This is a genomic window from Arthrobacter sp. JSM 101049 (genome assembly GCF_041679245.1).
Lineage (GTDB): Bacteria > Actinomycetota > Actinomycetes > Actinomycetales > Micrococcaceae > Arthrobacter_H.
In genome coordinates this window covers 358,821-376,051 of the sequence record NZ_JBGFFC010000003.1, presented here as the reverse complement: position 1 = coordinate 376,051, position 17,231 = coordinate 358,821, and the positions used below count along the sequence as shown (strand labels likewise).

18 protein-coding genes are annotated in these 17,231 nt (G+C 69.7%); 9 read left to right on the top strand and 9 right to left on the bottom strand.

Annotated features, from left to right (window positions below; all coding sequences use genetic code 11):
• The first annotated feature begins 241 nt into the window (after nucleotides 1-241).
• The 4 genes from AB8M85_RS11220 to AB8M85_RS11205 all read left to right on the top strand — a co-directional run bounded on the left by AB8M85_RS11220 (nucleotide 242) and on the right by AB8M85_RS11205 (nucleotide 4,387).
• Nucleotides 242-1,849, top strand: coding sequence for a fatty acyl-CoA synthetase (locus AB8M85_RS11220; RefSeq protein ID WP_372698901.1), 1,608 nt, complete (start codon nucleotides 242-244; stop codon nucleotides 1,847-1,849).
• Nucleotides 1,846-2,631: an enoyl-CoA hydratase/isomerase family protein gene (locus AB8M85_RS11215; protein ID WP_372698900.1), complete on the top strand. Its 786-nt coding sequence runs from the start codon at nucleotides 1,846-1,848 to the stop codon at nucleotides 2,629-2,631. Before AB8M85_RS11220 ends, AB8M85_RS11215 begins: the two co-directional genes overlap by 4 nt.
• A 67-nt stretch (nucleotides 2,632-2,698) precedes the next feature.
• Entirely contained in the window at nucleotides 2,699-3,193 is a 495-nt protein-coding gene (locus AB8M85_RS11210) for a glutathione peroxidase (protein ID WP_372698899.1), read from the top strand.
• Nucleotides 3,194-3,226: 33 nt separating this feature from the next.
• Entirely contained in the window at nucleotides 3,227-4,387 is a 1,161-nt protein-coding gene (locus AB8M85_RS11205; RefSeq protein WP_372698898.1) for a MalY/PatB family protein, read from the top strand.
• Here AB8M85_RS11205 and AB8M85_RS11200 read toward each other — a convergent pair.
• The 3 genes from AB8M85_RS11200 to AB8M85_RS11190 form a co-directional block, all read right to left on the bottom strand.
• Nucleotides 4,368-5,516: an alcohol dehydrogenase catalytic domain-containing protein gene (locus AB8M85_RS11200; protein ID WP_372698897.1), complete on the bottom strand. Its 1,149-nt coding sequence runs from the start codon at nucleotides 5,514-5,516 to the stop codon at nucleotides 4,368-4,370. The genes AB8M85_RS11205 and AB8M85_RS11200 overlap by 20 nt on opposite strands.
• 76 nt (nucleotides 5,517-5,592) lie before the next feature.
• A complete protein-coding gene (locus AB8M85_RS11195; protein ID WP_372698896.1) occupies nucleotides 5,593-6,675 on the bottom strand; it encodes an Rv2578c family radical SAM protein in 1,083 nt (360 codons plus the stop codon).
• Nucleotides 6,676-6,832: 157 nt separating this feature from the next.
• Nucleotides 6,833-7,855, bottom strand: a complete 1,023-nt coding sequence (locus tag AB8M85_RS11190; protein WP_372698895.1) for an isopenicillin N synthase family dioxygenase — start codon at nucleotides 7,853-7,855, stop codon at nucleotides 6,833-6,835.
• Nucleotides 7,856-8,002: 147 nt separating this feature from the next.
• On the opposite strand from AB8M85_RS11190, the gene AB8M85_RS11185 reads away from it, so the two are divergent.
• Both AB8M85_RS11185 and AB8M85_RS11180 read left to right on the top strand, forming a co-directional pair.
• Complete coding sequence (locus tag AB8M85_RS11185) at nucleotides 8,003-8,302, top strand: type II toxin-antitoxin system VapB family antitoxin (RefSeq protein ID WP_372698894.1); 300 nt, start codon at nucleotides 8,003-8,005, stop codon at nucleotides 8,300-8,302.
• A 3-nt stretch (nucleotides 8,303-8,305) separates the two neighbouring features.
• Entirely contained in the window at nucleotides 8,306-9,076 is a 771-nt protein-coding gene (locus tag AB8M85_RS11180) for a LytR C-terminal domain-containing protein (RefSeq protein WP_372698893.1), read from the top strand.
• A gap of 66 nt (nucleotides 9,077-9,142) precedes the next feature.
• On the opposite strand, the gene AB8M85_RS11175 is transcribed toward AB8M85_RS11180, so the two are convergent.
• The 3 genes from AB8M85_RS11175 to AB8M85_RS11165 all read right to left on the bottom strand — a co-directional run bounded on the left by AB8M85_RS11175 (nucleotide 9,143) and on the right by AB8M85_RS11165 (nucleotide 11,806).
• Nucleotides 9,143-9,904, bottom strand: a complete 762-nt coding sequence (locus AB8M85_RS11175) for a DsbA family protein (RefSeq protein WP_372698892.1) — start codon at nucleotides 9,902-9,904, stop codon at nucleotides 9,143-9,145.
• A gap of 41 nt (nucleotides 9,905-9,945) precedes the next feature.
• A complete protein-coding gene (locus AB8M85_RS11170) occupies nucleotides 9,946-11,046 on the bottom strand; it encodes an alkene reductase (RefSeq protein WP_372698891.1) in 1,101 nt (366 codons plus the stop codon).
• A 73-nt stretch (nucleotides 11,047-11,119) separates the two neighbouring features.
• Nucleotides 11,120-11,806 (bottom strand): BRCT domain-containing protein, encoded by a 687-nt coding sequence (locus AB8M85_RS11165; RefSeq protein ID WP_372698890.1) that lies wholly within the window; start codon nucleotides 11,804-11,806, stop codon nucleotides 11,120-11,122.
• A gap of 92 nt (nucleotides 11,807-11,898) precedes the next feature.
• Here AB8M85_RS11165 and AB8M85_RS11160 point away from each other — a divergent pair, with 92 nt between their 5' ends.
• Nucleotides 11,899-12,564, top strand: coding sequence for a rhomboid family intramembrane serine protease (locus AB8M85_RS11160; protein ID WP_372698889.1), 666 nt, complete (start codon nucleotides 11,899-11,901; stop codon nucleotides 12,562-12,564).
• Here AB8M85_RS11160 and AB8M85_RS11155 read toward each other — a convergent pair.
• Both AB8M85_RS11155 and AB8M85_RS11150 read right to left on the bottom strand, forming a co-directional pair.
• Entirely contained in the window at nucleotides 12,530-13,447 is a 918-nt protein-coding gene (locus AB8M85_RS11155) for a 2-hydroxyacid dehydrogenase (RefSeq protein WP_372698888.1), read from the bottom strand. The two genes, AB8M85_RS11160 and AB8M85_RS11155, sit on opposite strands and share 35 nt — an antisense overlap.
• Before the next feature lie 83 nt (nucleotides 13,448-13,530).
• Nucleotides 13,531-14,121 (bottom strand): phosphatase PAP2 family protein, encoded by a 591-nt coding sequence (locus tag AB8M85_RS11150; protein ID WP_372698887.1) that lies wholly within the window; start codon nucleotides 14,119-14,121, stop codon nucleotides 13,531-13,533.
• A gap of 100 nt (nucleotides 14,122-14,221) precedes the next feature.
• Between AB8M85_RS11150 and AB8M85_RS11145 the strand changes: the two genes are divergently transcribed.
• Nucleotides 14,222-14,539, top strand: a complete 318-nt coding sequence (locus tag AB8M85_RS11145; protein ID WP_372698886.1) for an XRE family transcriptional regulator — start codon at nucleotides 14,222-14,224, stop codon at nucleotides 14,537-14,539.
• A gap of 25 nt (nucleotides 14,540-14,564) precedes the next feature.
• Here AB8M85_RS11145 and AB8M85_RS11140 read toward each other — a convergent pair whose 3' ends face one another.
• Nucleotides 14,565-16,277: a sensor histidine kinase gene (locus tag AB8M85_RS11140; protein ID WP_372698885.1), complete on the bottom strand. Its 1,713-nt coding sequence runs from the start codon at nucleotides 16,275-16,277 to the stop codon at nucleotides 14,565-14,567.
• Between the two features lie 176 nt (nucleotides 16,278-16,453).
• Here AB8M85_RS11140 and AB8M85_RS11135 point away from each other — a divergent pair, with 176 nt between their 5' ends.
• Nucleotides 16,454-17,221 (top strand): response regulator transcription factor, encoded by a 768-nt coding sequence (locus AB8M85_RS11135; RefSeq protein WP_372698884.1) that lies wholly within the window; start codon nucleotides 16,454-16,456, stop codon nucleotides 17,219-17,221.
• The last annotated feature ends 10 nt before the right edge of the window (nucleotides 17,222-17,231 follow it).

The window sequence follows — 17,231 nt, the reverse complement described above, 5'->3', positions numbered from 1 at the left end:
TGGCCGACTCGTCGATCGCTTCGTTGGTGTCCTCGAGCCCCCCGCGTGCCCTCGCGGCACGGGATGGCGGAACCCGCCGCGTCCCGGGGCGGTGGATGACGACGCCGCCCAGCTCCGGCTCCTGCCGGGCGGGCGGCGGGACGGGGTAGCGGACGGGCGCGGAGCCCTCATAGAGTGTGGCCCAAGCCACACGCCGCGTCGGGCGGCGCTGGAGGACCCCTTGCGCAGGAGGAACACCGTCATGACTGCACCATCGACGCCCGTCGGCGACACCGCTGCCAGTGGACCCGAGGTGGCCGGGCGGGCGAACACCATCGGCACCTTGCTGCGGCGGTCCGTCTCGCGCAACGGCCAGGCAACAGCCATCCGCTTCGAGGACCGGCAGTGGACCTACGCCGAGCTCGAAGAGGCCGCCCATCGGGTGGGCCACCGGCTGCTGTCGCTGGGCCTACCCGCCGGTTCGCGTATCGCGGCCTACGGTGCCAACTCGGATGCCTACATCATCTTGTACCTTGCGTGCGCCGAAGCGGGCCTGGTCCATGTCCCGGTGAACTTCGCACTCAAGGGCGACGAGCTCGGCTACGTGCTGGAGGACTCCGGTGCCAGCCTGGTCGTGGCGGACCCCGCGCTGAGACCACTGGTCGACCAGGTCCGTGCCGGCGGGCGGGCGCCGGAGGTCCAACAGATCTGGCCCCTGCTTCCCGACGTTGAGGGGGACCCGCGCTCCGTGCTGGAGACCGCGTTGGACATCGACGCCGATTCCGCGCCGCTCGGCATTGCCGTCACCGGCGACGACCTGGTCCAGCTGCTCTACACCTCCGGCACCACCTCGGCCCCCAAGGGCGCGATGATGACCCACGGGGCACTGGTCGCCGAATACGTCTCCTCGGTCATCGCACTGGACTTCACGGCGGAAGACCGTCCACTCGTGGCCATGCCGCTCTACCACTCCGCGGCCATGCACGTCTTCCTGCTTCCCTACCTGTCGCTCGGGGCCTCCGTGCGCTTGATGGCCCGGCCGGACATCGCCGAGATCCTCCAGCGGGTGGAGGCGGAGCACATCGGATCCCTGTTCCTGGCCCCCACCGTCTGGGTCCCACTGAGCAACCACCCGGAGATGGAGGCCCGCGACCTGTCCTCGCTGGCCAAGGCCCAGTACGGCGCCTCCATCATGCCCGTGACCGTGCTGCAGCGACTGCGGACCCGCTACCCGGGGATCGGCTTCTACAACTGCTTCGGGCAATCCGAGCTCGGCCCGCTCTGCACCGTCCTGCGCCCCGAAGCGCATGAGGCCCGGCCCGCCTCGTGCGGCCTGCCCGTCTACAACGTCGAGGCCCGCGTCGTCACCGCCGACGGCACCATGGCCGGCCCCGGCGAACCGGGAGAAATCCAGTACAGGTCGCCGCAGCTGCTGTCCGGCTACTGGAACAAGCCGGACGCCACCGCGGCGGCCTTCGTCGACGGATGGTTCCGTTCCGGGGACCAGGTCACCCGGGACGACCAGGGGTACATCCAGGTCGTCGACCGGATCAAGGACGTCATCAATACCGGGGGAATCCTCGTGGCCCCGCGCGAAGTCGAGGACTGCATCTACGAACTCCCCGAGGTTGCGGAGGTCGCCGTCGTGGGCATCACCGACGAACGCTGGATCGAGGCGATCACCGCCGTCGTCGTCCTCAAGGAGGGCGCTTCGCTCACCGCCGAAGGGGTGCGCGCGCACGTCAAGGGCCGGATCGCCGACTACAAGGTCCCCAAGCGGGTGGACTTCGTCGCCGAACTGCCCCGGAACCAATCGGGGAAGCTGCTCAAGCGCGAGCTGCGGGCGGAACGAAGCAGCAGCCAGGGATGATGGTGGAACCGGGGGACACCCGGACGTTGGTCCGCACCGAACGGCGCCCCGGCCTCGTCCGCCTCGTCCTGGACCGGGCGGAGGAGGGAAATGCCCTGGACCTGCAGCTGGCGGGCGAGGCACTGGCCGGCCTCCGCGCCGCAGAGGACGACCCGGAAGTGCACGTGTTGACGCTGACCGGGACCGGACGGTTCTTCTGCGGGGGCGGGGACGTGCGTAGCATTGCCGGACGTCCGCCGGAGCAACGGCCGGGGTATCTTGCCGCGCTGGCCGACGCGGCCCACGAGCTTGCCCTGGCATTGGCCAGCACCCGGCTGCTGGTGGTGGCCGGGGTCAACGGGGCCGCCGCAGGGGCCGGGCTGGGGCTGGTGCTCAACGCCGATTGGGTCCTGGTCGCCGAGGAGGCCACGCTGCTCGCCGCGTACGCGGGCCTGGGACTGACCCCCGATACCGGGGTGTCCTACCTGCTGCCCCGGGTGGTCGGCCACCCACGAGCGGTGGAGCTGACGCTGGGTGGCCGCCGGCTCTCGGGCAATGAGGCCGTGGCCTGGGGCCTGGCCAACGCGTCGGCCCCGGCAGCCGTCTTCGACGGGGAACTCACCGTGGCCGAAGACGCCTTCCTCCAGGGAGCGGTGCGGACCCTGGCCCCCACCAAACGGCTGCTCCGGGCGGAAATGCTCGAGGGGTACGCCGACCACCTACGCGAGGAATCGGCGCGCATCGCGGCCCTGGCGGATCACCCGGATACGGTGCGCCGCGTCAACCGGTTCGCCGGGCGCTGACCCATCGGAAGCGCGGCACCGGGTGGCTAGACTGGCGGTGACCGCACCCCTCGAGAGGAAGGCCACCATGGGCAACGCCGTTTCCACGCTGCAGGACATCCCGCTCACCCTCAACGACGGGACCGGGACCACCTTCGGCGACGCCTTCGGCGGGCGGGTCGTCCTGGTCGTCAACGTGGCCTCCCGGTGCGGATTCACTCCCCAATACGCCGGGCTGGAGGAGCTGTACACCACCTACCGGGAGCAGGGGCTGATGGTCCTGGGCGTACCGTGCAACCAGTTCAAGGAGCAAGAACCGGGGACCGACGCGGAGATCGGCCAGTTCTGCCAGGCCACCTACGGCGTGACGTTCCCGCTGGCGCGCAAGGCCGACGTCAACGGCCCCGACGCACATCCGCTCTACCGTGAACTCACCGCCTACCCCACGGGCGAGGTCCAGGACGTCGCCTGGAACTTCGAGAAGTTCCTCGTCGGCCGCGACGGCCAGGTCCTGGGGCGGTTCCGCTCCGCCGTGGAGCCCCTCTCCAACGAACTCGTCGACGCGGTGCGCGCCGCACTGTAGAACACCCGCAGCAGTGAAGGAGACCTGGCCACGATGACGACTGCCGCCGACCCGATCGAGGTCCTGCGCCGCCGCACCAGCGAGAAGTGGACGGCCCACCCGGACGACGTGCTGCCGATGTTCGTCGCGGAAATGGACTACGGACTGGCACCCGCCATCCAGGTCGCCCTCCGCGAGGCGATCGAGACGGGGGACACCGGCTACGTCAATCCCCACGACACCCGGGCCGCAGCGGCATTCGCCGGCTTCGCGGCCGACGCCTGGGACTGGTCCCCGGCACCCGACCGGATGGCCTACACCACCGACGTCAGCGTGGTCATCGTCGAGTCGCTGCGCCGGTTGATCTCCCCGGGTGACGGGGTGGTCATCACCCCGCCCGTCTACCCGCCGTTCTTCGACCTGGTCCCCGAAGCCGGGGGAACCGTCGTCGAGGTGCCCCTGCTCGACGAGGCCGATGCCTACCGCCTCGACGTGGACGGGATCGACCGCGCGCTGGCCGCCGGGGCGAAGGCCGTGCTGCTGTGCAATCCGCACAACCCCCTCGGGCTCGTCCACGACCGCGCCACCTTGGCCCGCCTGTCCCATGTGGTGGCGCGCCACGGTGCGTTCGTCGTCAGCGACGAGATCCACGCACCGCTGACGCACGCCGGGACGCGCTTCACCCCGTACCTGAGCGTGTCCGAAGAGGCCCGCGACCATGGCATCGCCGCGGAATCCGGCAGCAAGGCCTTCAACCTCGCTGGCCTGAAGACGGCCATGTTCGCCGCGGCGTCGGAACCGATGGCGGCCCTGATCCGCTCCCTGCCCGGGGAAGTCTCCGCCAGGACGGGCCTCTTCGGCCTGATCGCCACCCGCGAGGGCTTCGGGGCCAGCCGGGACTGGTTGTCCTCGACCATCGCCGCCATCGAGTCGAACGTCGCCCTGCTGGATGCCCAACTGGCCGAGAAGCTCCCTGCCGTGCGCTGGCGCCGACCCGAGGCGTCCTACCTGGCCTGGCTGGACCTGCGCGCCCTGGACTGGGGCGCCGATCCTGCGGCCTATGCGCTCGAGCAGGCCCGCGTCGCCTTGGTCAGGGGTCTGGACTTCGGTTCGCAGGGCGCCGGCTTCGCGCGCATGAACCTGGCCTGTGCGCCTGGGATGGTCATCGAGGCCGTGGACCGGCTCTCGGCCGCCGCTAGCGCTGGAAGTCGATGACCTGACGCACTGCCCGCCCGGCGGCCAGCTCGTCCATCGCCTCGTTGATGTCCTCCAGCCCGATGTGCCGGGTGACCAGACGCTCCAGCGGCAGCTTGCCCTCCCGCCAGAGTTCGACAAAGCGCGGGATGTCACGGGACGGGACGGCCGAGCCCAGGTAGGACCCGACGATCGAGCGGGCCTGCGCGGTCAGCCCGAGCGGGCTGATCCGGGACACGGCGTCGGGTGCGGGGAGTCCGACGGTGACCGTCGTGCCACCGGCGCCCGTGAGGGTAACTGCGGTCTCAAAGGCGACCGGGTGTCCCGCCGCCTCGATGACGAAAGGCGCCGTGATGCCCCGTTCGCCTGCCTGCTCGGGGGGCAGGGCGTCGTCGGCTCCGAGATCGCGGGCCAGCTCCAGCTTCTCCGGCTGCTGGTCGATGCCGGTGACCCGGCCGGACGTGACGGCGCGGGCCACCATGAGCGCGGCCATGCCGACTCCGCCGAGGCCGACGACGATGATGTCGTCCTCCGGTCCCGGGCGGGCTGCGTTGAGCACCGCGCCACCGCCGGTGAGCACCGCGCATCCCAGAACCGCGGCGATGGCCGGCGGGACGTCGGAGGCGACCGGGACCACCGACCTCCGATCCACGACGGCCCCCGTCGCGAATCCCGAAACCCCCAGGTGGTGGTGGATCGGCTCGCCGTCCGCAGCCGTCCCGCGGCTCAACCGGCGGCCGCCTCCGAGGAGTTCACCGGTGTTGTTGGAGGCGCTCCCGGCCGAACAGGGCAGCCGGCCGCCCGTTGAGCATTCGGCGCACTCGCCGCACCGCGGCAGGAAGACCATCACCACGCGCTGGCCTGGCTGGAGGTCGTCCACGCCGTCGCCGAGCTCCTCGACGATCCCGGCTGCCTCGTGGCCCAGGAGCATGGGCAGCGGCCGGACACGGTTCCCGTCCACGACCGACAGGTCCGAATGGCAGACACCGGCTGCCTCGATCCGGATCCTGACCTCGCCGGGGCCGGGCGCCGCGAGGGTCAGTTCCTGCACCCGCAGGGGACCGGAGCCGGCGAATGGCCGGTTCGCCCCGATCGTTTCGAGGACCGCGCCGCGGATGGTGGTCGAGCCCGAAGGTGTGATGCCAGTCATGAAGACACCCTAATGCCCTGCCGCTGCTGCCGCTGGCCGAAAACGGGCCAGGGAGGGGAGCGGCAGGGGCGGGAGGTCAGAACAGCGTGGGCTGGGGCTCCAGGCCCAGCGACGGGACGGTCGAAGGACCTTGCCCGGTCCGGTTCCCCGCGTCGGCACGTCCGCGATCCATGCGCCGCGGTGCCGGGGTATCCGCGTCGGTCTTGTAGTCCAGGCCGTGGCGACGCAGCAGCGGCTTGACCCGATGGGCCAGCCACGCGCGGTAGTCGGCAGGGGCGTAGGCGGAGCGGGCATACATGGAGTGGTAGGCGCTGCCCAGGTGCGGGTAGTCGCGTTCGATCCAGGACAGGAACCATTCGCGGGCGCCCGGGCGCAGGTGCAGTGCGCCGTAGATGACGCTGGTGGCCCCGGCCTCTTTGAGGGCGGCCAGTGCGTGGTCCAGGTGCTCCGTCGAGTCCGTGAGGTAGGGCAGGATCGGCATCAGGAAGGCGGTGACGTTGAAGCCCCGGTCCGCAGCGGCCCGCACCGTGGCCAGCCGGGCGGCGGTGCTCGGGGTGCCGGGCTCGATGCGCTGCTGCAGGTCGTCGTCGAAGATGGCGATCGACATCGAGATGTCCACGGGAACTTGGGTGGCTGCCTGTTCGAGCAGGGGCAGGTCCCGGCGCAGCAGGGTGCCCTTGGTGAGGATCGACATCGGGGTGCCGTGCTCGGCCAGCGCGGAGATGATGCCAGGCATCAGCTCATACCGGCCCTCCGCGCGCTGGTACGGATCGGTGTTGGTGCCCAGGGCGACCAGCTCGTGGCCCCAGCGCGGCTTGGCGACCTCGGCACGCAGGACGTCGGCGATGTTGACCTTGACGACGACCTGGGAGTCGAAGTCCTTGCCGGTGTCCAGGTCCAGGTAGCGGTGCGTGTTGCGTGCGAAGCAGTAGACGCAGGCGTGCGAGCAGCCACGGAACGGGTTGACGGTCCAGCCGAATGGCATGTTGCTTGAGGCGGGGACCTTGTTCAGCGCCGATTTGGCCAGCACCTCGTGGAAGGCCATCCCCGCGAATTCCGGTGTCCGCACGGTCCGCACCAGCCCGCGCACGCCGAAGAGCTCCGGCGTCGGCGCGTCGGAGGCGGGCGCCGTGGCCAGGTTCTGGGAGCTCCACCTCATGCCAACGATTAGAACACACGTTCTAACGCCGTGCAATATGAGGAGCAGGCAAGGTGAAGACAGGGTGGGTACGGAAACGCCCCGGCCCCGGCGCCGGGGTGGGCTCCGCGACCGGGGCGAGTGCCGGCGTCGTACCCGGCAGCTACGGGTCCGGCTGCTACTTGACCAGCTCGGGGTAGTGGATCGCGGCGGTCTCCGGGTGGGCGCGCAGCCAGCCTTTCAGGACGTTGGCGCCGTAGGAGGAGAGCATCGGGTTGGTGGGGTCGTCGGAGACGCCGCGGGCCGCGGCAGCCAGGTCGGCGGGCAGCGGGACCGTGTCGATGACCGAGTCCAGCCGCGGCGACCAGAAGAAGGGCACCGAGTAGCGGTCCACGCCCGCCGGCGGAGCGGTGACGCGGTGGATCGTGGCCATCAGGTAGCCGTTCGTCGCGACCTCGAGCATCTCGCCGAGGTTCACCACCAGGGCGCCGGAGATCGGCTCGACGGTGATCCACTCGTCCTGGCCGTAGGGCTTGACCTCCAGGCCGCCGACGAGGTCCTGCAGCAGCAGGGTGACGAAGCCGTAGTCGGCGTGCAGGCCCACGCCCTGGGTGCCGGCCTCGGGGACCTGGCCGCCGACGTAGTGCACCAGCTTGCCCATCCAGGCCGGGGCGGCCTCGAACGGCTCGGCGAAGTAGTCCTCAGGCAGGCCGAGCGAGACGGAGATCGCCGCCAGCAGCTCGGCGCCGACGCGGGACATCAGGTCAGCCCAGGCCATGGCCACGCGCTCGAGCTCGGGGAACGATTCCGGCCACTGGTTGGGGCCCTGCAGGTTCAGGTAGGGGCGGTCGGCCGGGTAGGAGTCCAGCACCTGGCGCTCGGGGCCGTAGTCGATCTGCTCGCGCGAGTCGGCCCGGCCCTGGGTCATCTCCTTGCCCAGCCGCGTGTAGCCACGGAACTGGGCGGAGGTGCGGTTGTCCAGCTTTAACCGCTCCTCGAGGGGCAGCTTGAAGAAGGCGTCCATGGTGTCCAGCAGCTCCTGGGCCTGCCCGTCGGCGGCGCCGTAGCCGGTGAGCTGGAAAAAGCCGACGTTGTGCGTCGCGTCGCGCAGCGCGTCGATGAAGTCCGGGGTGAAGCTGCCGTCTGCGGTGCGTGCCGTGGAGAAGTCCAGGACGGGAACGGAGGTTCGCACAATAGTCATGGCCGTAACGTTAGGGCCGTGAGGCCCGGTGTGAACAGCAATCGTTACGCCGCGTTCCGTCACATTGCACCATGTTGCGCGACCCTTGACATGCCGGTGCCGCCGCGCGTCGTTCCAACTGGCCGTGGGGTTCCCTAAGCTGGACCGGTGATCTTCAAAGCCGTCGGCGATTCCCGCCCGTACCCCGACCACAGCTTCGTCACGTCCCGGGACTGGGCGGACGTGGCCCCGCGCCAGGTGCGTCTCGATGAACTGGTGACGACCAAGACCACCCTGGACCTCTCGGCGTTGCTGGCCGAGGACTCCACCTTCTTCGGGGACCTCTTCCCCCATGTGGTGCAGTGGCGCGGGACGATGTACCTGGAGGACGGGCTGCACCGGGCCGTGCGGACCGCCCTGCACCAGCGCTCGGTCATGCATGCCCGCGTCCTGGTGCTGGAAGACTAGCCGGTGCGGGGCAAGCGCAATCCGCGCGATTGGCACGGGCACCGGATCGTCACCGAGGACGACCTCGCCGAGGGCTTCTCAGACGACGACCCGGAGCACGTGGAGAACCCGCGCTACTACCGGCGCCGGCTGCTGCACGGGATCGTGCTGGGCCTGCTGGCCGCCCTGCTCATCGCCGCGCTGGTGATGGCCTACCTGGTCAAGACCCGGCAGATCGTCATCCCGGCGCTGGAACCGCAACCGACCCCCGCTGCCGCCGCGCCCACGCACGATCCGGTCGCCGCCGCCTGCCCGCAGGAGGTGCTGCAGTATGTCGCGCCGAAGGACGTCACAGTCAACGTGCTCAATGCAACCACCACCGTCGGCCTGGCCGGGGCCACGGCGCAGGTCCTGGAAAAGCGCGGCTTCCGGATCGGGGAGGTCGGCAACGCGAAGCTCAACGACCCGGACATCGTCGGCGCCGTGGTCTCCGGCCAGTCGGGGCGGGCGAAGGCCCTGACGGTCCAGCGGTTCGTTCCCGGCACCGAGTACGTGAAGAAGAAGCGCAGCGCCGACACCGTCGACTTCGTCATCGGCAAGAAGTACGACCTCAAGGACATCGTTCCGGTCAAGAAGGCCAAGAAGGCGGACGGGAAGCTCAGCTGCCCGATCGCCGTGAAGGCAGCCCGTGAGGAGGCCAAGAATTCTGCGGCCGCCTCGGAAGCGGCGGCCTCGAAGGCAGCGGAGTCGCGAGCAGCGGAGTCGGCGAAGGAGCCGGACACGGCCGGCAAGTAGCCCTCTAGTGCACGACGGCGGAAGGGCACCCGGTGCCCGGGAGCCCGCCTCCCAGGGCGGTGCTGGCTAGTTGCAGCCCTCCGGCCCGCACACCTGGCCATCGGCACCAGCGGGGGCACCGGCGTCGTTCCCGCCGTCGTTCCCGGCGGTGGTTCCTGCGTTGACCATGGTCAGCGGGGCCTTCTCCTGCCAGGCGGTGGTCAGCGCCTCGGCGAAGAGCTCGGCCGGCTGCGCGCCGGAGATGCCGTACTTCATGTCCAGCACGAAGAACGGGACGCCGCTGATGCCCAGCGCGCGGGCCTGCGCGAAATCGGCCTCCACCTCGTCGCGGTAGGCCTCCGAGTCGAGCACCTGCACGACGGCGTCATCTGGGATTCCGGCGTCGGCACCGAGGGCACGGAGCACCTCCGGGTCCCCGGTGTCCAGGCCCTGCTCGAAGTGCGCCGAGAGCAGCAGCTCCTTCAGAGCACCGGCCACGCCGTGCTCGGCGGCCAGGTGCAGCAGGCGGTGTGCAGTGAAGGAGTTCGCCGGGCGCAGGGCCTCGAAGTCGTAGGCCAGGCCCTCGCCGACGGCCTGCCCGCTGACATGGGCGAGCATCTGGGCGACCTGGGCCGGGTCCATGCCCTTCATCTGCGCGAGGTACTCGGCCTCGGTGCCGTCGTAGTGCGCGGGCAGCGAGGGGTCCAGCTGGTAGCTGTGCCAGGTGACGTCGACCTGGTCGCGGAACTCCAGGGTGTCCAAGGCGGATTCGAACCGGCGCTTGCCGATGAAGCACCACGGGCAGGCGATGTCGGACCAGATGTCGACGGCGAGGCGGGGAGAAGTCATGCGAGCTTCAACCTCTCCTCGCCGGCGGATATTCCCTGAGGTCAGTTCTGCCAGAAGGGGTAGTCGGTGTAGCCGGCCGGGCCCTCGGTGTAGAACGTGGAGGAATCGGGCTCGTTCAGCGGAAGGCCCTCGCGCCAACGGCGGACCAGATCCGGGTTGGCGATCGCCGGGCGGCCCACCACCACGGCGTCGCCCCAGCCGTTGCCGGCCACCGAGGCCGCGTCGTCGAGGGTGGTGATGGTCTGGAAGCCGGTGTTGAGCAGGACCGGACCGCCGAAGCGGGTCCGCAGGTCCTGGACCAGGGGCCCGGACGGATCGGCGTGCAGGATGCTCAGCGCGGCCAGGCCCAGCGGGGCGATCGCGTCCACCAGTGCACCGTAGGTCGCCGCCACGTCCTCGGGATCGGTTTCCAGCGTGCTCTGGACGTTGTGCTCGGGGGAGATGCGCAGGCCGGTGCGCCCGGCCCCGATGGCCGCGGCGACGGCGGCGACGACCTCGATGACGAACCGGGCGCGGTTCGCGGGGGAACCGCCGTAGGCGTCGGTGCGCTGGTTGGAGCTGGAGGCGAGGAACTCGTGTAGCAGGTAGCCGTTGGCCCCGTGCAGCTCGACGCCGTCGAACCCGGCTTCGATCGCGTTGCGGGAACCGCGCACGAACTCCTCCACGACGCCGGGCAGCTCGTCGGTGCCCAGCGCGTGCGGGACCGGATACGGGTGCTTGCCGGTGTAGGTGCGGGAGACACCGTCCACGGCGATGGCGCTGGGGGCCACCACGTGGTCGTGCCCGGTGGTTTCGGGGTGGGTGACCCGACCGGCGTGCATGACCTGGGCGACGATCAACCCGCCCTCGGCGTGGACGGCGTCGGTCACCCGCTGCCAGCCGGCGATCTGCGCCGGGGTCTCCAGCCCGGGCTGGCGGACGAAGCCCTGCCCGATGGAGCTGGGGTAGACGCCCTCGCTGACGATCAGCCCCATCGAGGCGCGTTGGCGATAGTACTCGACGACGTCGTCGTTTGGGACTCCGTCGAGGCGGGAACGCGAGCGGGTGAGCGGGGCCATGACGAGCCGGTTGTCCAGCTCGAGGTCGCCCAGGGTGAGCGGCGAGAACAGATCCACGAAGGTCTCCTGACGTTGGGGTTGCATCAGGCAACAACCTGGGACGCCGCGGCTATTCCCGGCCGGTGGTGCGGGTGGGCGGGAACACGCCCCGCCGCGGTCAGTCCCGGCTGTGGACGCCGCCGCGAATCCACGGGCCCACCAGGTCCAGGCCGACGTGCCGCCGGACGGGCCCGTAGACGCTGAACTCCCCGTAGACCGGGTGGTTGACGTCCAGTCGTTCGAGCCCGTCCTCGGGCTCGGATTCGGGGCCGCCGGCCAGCCCCAGGACGCGGACGACCTTGTCGGGGGCCTTCGCCGATCCCGCCACCGCGACGCCGCCGACCATCCAGGCCTCGCCGAGGGCCGAGTAGCGGGCCGGGCCACGGACGATGAACGTGCCCGCTTCCGGGGTCTTGACCAGGGCGTGGACGGACAGCTCTTCGCGCAGGGCGGAGCACCCGAGCTTCACGGCGGTCAGGTCGCGTTTGGCGTTGTCCGGCAGGTCCTCCAGCGAGGTGGGGGCCGGCAGCTCGGGCGCGCCGGCCGGGACGGGCAGGGCGCCGCCGAGGAAGGCCTCGACGAAGTCGCGCTCGCCGATCACGGGGATGCCGTAGTCGCGGGCCTTGCGGGCCTTGCTCGATTCCACGTCCGGGTCCCCGGCGACGAGCAGGCTGGTCTTCTTCGACACGCCGGGCCCGACGACGAAACCGGCGGCGGTGGTGGCCGTGGCCAGATCCGTCTTGTCGAGGGTTTCGAGGGAGGTGAAGACGACCTGGTCGCCGGGGTTGAGCGTGATGTTCTCCATGGTTTCCCAGCGTACCGGCATCTGCCCGGATCTCCCCGCCTGCGCGGGCCTGCTCTGGAGCGGCGGACGACGACGGTGGGACACTGGTGCCCATGAATCCTGCGTTGGCCATCGGACTCTACGTCGTCGTGCTGTGCACGGCCTTTATCGCCTGGCAGGCCGGCCGGGACCGCGGCGAGGATCGGCCCAGGCTGCGCCTCCGACCGGTGGCCACCGCGGTGGCGTTCGTCGTGGTCGCGGTGCCGTCCGTGCTGCAGCTGACCGTCGCCGGCTGGCTGCTGGAGGCCTGGCAACGCGACCCGGACGCCACGTGGGCCGGACAGCTCTGGCGGGTGGCGACGGCGCCGGTCGTCCAGGACGGCGGATGGGCCGGCATGGTGTTCAACCTGGCGGCCCTGCTGTGGATCGGGATCCCGGCCGAGGAGGCCTGGGGCAGCCGGCGGTGGACGGTGATCGCCCTGTGCGCGGGACTCGGCGCCCAGCTGTGGGGGTGGGTGGTCCAGCCCTTCGGCGCGGGGAACTCGGTGGTCATCTACGGCCTGGCAGCGTCGCTGCTGGTCCGCGGCCTCGCCGGGCCATCAATACAGCCGCGGATCGCGGGGATGGCCGGGTTGCTGGCCGCAGCCATCCTGCTGGTCGGCGGGGACATCCATGGCGGGGCAGCGGCGATCGGTGCCGTGGTCGCCGTCGTCCTCTTGCGCCGGACCGGCGGTTATCCGGCGTTCAGCCCACGAGGTGGAGGGGCGTCCGGCCGGTAGCGAGCCGCCGGACCTGATCGGCGGCCAGCTCGGAGGCGAGCCGCACGAACTCGGCCGTGTTGCCGGCCATGTGCGGGGTGACCAGGCATCCGGGGGCGTCCCACAGCGGGTGCTCGGCCGGAAGCGGTTCGGGATCGGTGACGTCCAGGGCCGCGCGCAGGCGCCCGGCAGCCAGCTCCGCGACGAGGGCGTCCGTGTCGACGACGGCGCCCCGGCCGATGTTGACCAGCAGTGCGCCGTCGCGCATCCGGGCGAGGAAGGCGGCGTCGACGAGGTGCTCCGTGTCGGGGGTGTGGGGCAGGGTCACGACGACGACGTCGGCATGGGGCAGCAGGTCGGGCAGCTCCGGGACCGCGTGGACCTGGACCCCGTCGCCGGTGGTCCGGGCGTGCGAGGCCACGGGGACGATGCGGGCGGGCCGGAACGGCTCCAACCGGGCACAGATTTCCCGTCCGACGCCGCCGTGGCCCAGGACCAGGACGTTCGCGCCATGCAGGGACGTGGTCCACAAGGGGGCCCAGCGCCGCTCGCGTTGTTGCGCCGCCGCGGCCGGAAGCCGCCGCAGCGAGGCCAGGATGAGGGCGAGCCCGTGTTCGGCCGTGGCGTCCTCGACGGCCCCGCGGGAGTTGGACAGGGTGGCCGCCGCCGGCAGGTGGTCGAGCGCCCATTCGTAGCCGATGGACAGCAGGTGCACGTGCCGCAATCCCGCGACGTCGCGCACCCGCGGGCGGTTGACGTGGTGGCGGGGCCGCTCGGTAATCAGGACGTCGGCTGCCGGCGGGGCCGACTCGTCGTCGTCGATATGCCAGACCGCAACTTCGATCCCGGGGCCACGGACGGCTTCGGCCAGCTCGGTTGAGGGGACCAGGACGCGCAAGGCCACGGCGGCTCCTTCGGATGGATCGTGTGCCCGGCTTCCCGCGGCGCTTTCACGTCCCACTCTGGCACAACCGACGCGTGGACCCGTCACGCCAGGAGCAGGCCGCCGGTGAAAACGAGGCACCCGACCAGGGAACCGGCCAGGACCTGGGCCGGGGTGTGGTCACGGACCTCGATGCGGGACCACCCCACCAGCATCGTCAGGAACAGGGCGGCCGCCGGGCCCCAGGGGTAGGTGGCGAAGGCCGAGAGCCAGATGAACGCCGCCACGGCGGTGTGGACGGAGAGCTTCCATCGCAGGTTCACCACGGCGCAGATGACCAGCCCGGCCAGGACAAGTGCCAGGGACGCGAACGCCGCCGGTGGTGCATCCAGCATCAGTTCGGCAGCGACACCGAACAGCAGGGACACCGCGGCGAAGACGAAGACCGGCCAGCGTTGGGCACGGTTTCTCACGTGGAGATCCGTGACATGACCGCGGTGCTTCATCCAGACCACGAACACCCACGGGATGCCGGTGGTGAAGCAGGCGGCGGAAAGCGCCTGCAGCCAGGTCACCGCGTCAGCACGCAACGGCAGCAGCAACAGGTAGGCGCTGACGAGCAGCACGGGGGAGAACACCTGCGTGACGGCCGCCGCGAAGCGGACCGTCCGGCGGTCCTCGAGAACTGGTTGCATCGACGGCTCCCGGTGTCCCGTGGCCCGGTCGGTCCGGACGAAAACCATCCTATGTCGGGCCCGGGCTGGACTCGCGGTGCAAATCTGGGACGATCGGGGCATGATGACGACACCAGAGGACCTCACCCCCGATCTCGCCCGTGCAGCCCGTGCCTTGACCCAGGTCTCGGCCAGAGTGATCGGCCGGGCCGCCGGCCTGGAGAAGCAGCAGGTCAGGGCCTTCGAGAAGGGCAAAGAGCCCCTGGCGGCCGACCAGCTCCGGCACTTGCGCCGGGCCCTGGAGGAGCACGGCGTGGTGTTCATTCCCGATGACGACCAGGGCGGGTGCGGGGTCCGCCGGAAGTTCAATTCCTCAAAGGTGCGTCGGCTGGAAACGTGGGAAGGCGAAGGCGGTCCGGCCTACGAGGACGACATCTAGGTCCGTGCCTCCCATTGTGGTCCGGTCAGCTGGCCGGGTCCACGGGCAGCAGCAGCTCCATGGTCGTTCCTTGGCCCAACGCTGTGCGGCAGTGGAGGTGTCCGCCGTGGCGGTCCACGATCGTCTTGGCGATGGACAGGCCCAGGCCCGTGCCGGGGATGGCGGCTTCGCGTGCTGCCTCGCTCCGGAAGAACTTGTCGAAGGCCCGCGCTGCGTCTTGGGGTGACATCCCCAGACCCGAGTCGCGTACCGACACAGTTACTTCGCGTCCGTCCGAGGCTGCTGTCACGGCGATCTCGCTGCCATCCGGCGAGTACTTGATGGCATTGGAGATGAGGTTGTCCAGGACTTGGGCGATGCGTAGCGGGTCCACGTGGCCCCACAAGGGCGAGGGGACGTCCACGGCCAGGGAAATCCGTCGTGCCCGCGCCTGCGAATTGAGGGAGCCCAAGCAGGATTCGATCAGTCCTGCGATGTCTGTCCGGCGGGGATGGATGCTGGTGGCCGCCGACGCCGAGAGCAGCAGATCCGAGACCAGTTCAAGGAGCCGTTCGGCGTTTTGCTGGGAGTAGCGCAAATAGTGCGCGACGCTGCCCAAGGGCGCTCGGGCGTCCGAGTCGAGCTCCTCGAGCACCAGGTCGAGGTTGCCCAGAATGGACGTCAACGGTGAGCGGAGATCATGGGAGACATTTGCCACGAGGTCGTCTTTCGCGAGCACTGCCTCATAGAGTCCGGTGACTTCGCTGAAGGCGATGACGGCACCGCCAAAGGCGCCGCCCCCGTCGCGCATGCTGCGGGCAGCGGTGGAGTAGGCGCGCTGTTCGTTGCCTTCACCGGCCCACACCACGTAGTCGCCGAATTCCTCGCCCTCAACGGCCCGTTGGACGGGATGCTTGTCGGCATTGAGGACCGTCTTCCGGTCTTGTCCGTAGAGCACCACATGTTGGCCGCCCCGGGACTCGAGCGCCGGTGGAGGGAAGAGCCGCTTCATGCGTTCGTTGGCCACGATCGGCGTGCCGGTGGCGTCAACCGCGATGATGCCCACCTCGACGGCGTCCAGGACGGCCTCGAGCAGCCGTTCGCGCTGGTTGCTCGAGAGGAGCAGCCCCCGGAGCTCCTTGTCTTTCCGGGCCAGTTTCCGCTGCTGCGCCGCGACGTTGCCCGTGATGGAGCGGATCGCGAGGGACACCGCCAGCAACATCACGGGGAGCAGGAAGGAACCGGTTAGCTGTACGTCCGTGCTCTCGGGTAAAAAGGACGCTGCAGCCCTCATGATCAACAGGGGAGCCACGAAGCTGATGGCCGCCGACATCCAGCGCGGCATCCCGGAAACGGAGAGCCAGATGATCGGGAAGACCGCCAGAACCGCGAGACCGTCGAGGTTCGTCGAGACACCATAGCTCAGCATTCCTAGGGCCATCAGGTCGCCCACTGGGATGACCAGGGGGGCCGTGTCGGGCAGGCGTTCCCAGGGGATGACCCAGCAACTGGCCACCAGCAGCACGTAGAAGATGATGCCGAGGCGGACGAAGTCGCTGTGGAACAGCGTGGCCCACAGCGAGGGTACCGACAAGGCCAGAACCGTGAGAACCACCGTGAGTGGCAGATGGCACAGTCCGATGCGCGCTCTCGGTCCGAGCCGGCCCAGGTGGAAGAGCAGCCGGGTCGGCTGCAGTTCCTCGGTCGGCGGAGCCTGCGGCCCCAAGTTGGCGTGCACGTCCCCCCGTGAATATGGCATGTCCCCATACTGCCTGAACCTGTCACGATTTCGCCGCTGTACCTGTAGTCCGTCAACGGCGCACGCTATTACGTAACGGGCATCTGCCTTGTAGTCTACGAAGGTGTCTCCCGTGTAGCACGGTGGACGAATTGGCCGGACCTCGTCGTTTGGCCCCATAGTGAGCAAGGGGGAAGATGGCCAGCCAGGGGGCAGTTGTTGTCATCGAGGACGACGCCGATGTGCGGAACCTCTTGGTCGCCGTCCTGCAGCAATCCGGATTCGACGTGAGCACTGCGTCCACCGGTCACGAGGGCGTGGATCTGGTGCGTGAGGTGGGCCCGGACGTGGTCACGCTCGATGTGGGCTTGCCGGATATTGATGGCCATGAGGTCTTGCGCCAAATCCGCGCCGCCACCGATTGCTACGTGATCATGCTGACTGCGCGCGCGGATGAGACCGATACGCTGATGGCATTGCAGATCGGTGCCGACGATTACCTGACGAAGCCGTTCCGCCCCCGTGAGTTGAGGGCGAGGGTTGCTGCCTTGCTCCGGCGGCCCCGCGCTTCGGGGACGATGACTCGCGCTGGTGCTGCGCCTTCGGGAGGCTCGGCAGCGACCAAGCGGTCGATCCTGCGCCATGATGGGTTGGTGCTCGATGCGGATGCGCGCGTTGTGACTCTCGAGGACGCCGTCCTGACGCTCACCAGGAGTGAATTTGATTTGCTGCACGACCTCATGCGCAGCGCAGGTGCGGTCCGGACGAAGGCAGACCTCGTCCGTGTCGTCCGTGGTGGTAGCCAGCCTGCTGACAGCTATGTCAGCGACTTCGACCAGCGCGCCATCGAGGTCCACATCGGAAATTTGCGTCGGAAACTGGGGGAGGATTCCAAGAATCCTCGATGGCTGATGACAGTGCGCGGTGTCGGATACCGGCTAACTCCGGTGGCCGAGAACGGTTGACTCCCCGCCT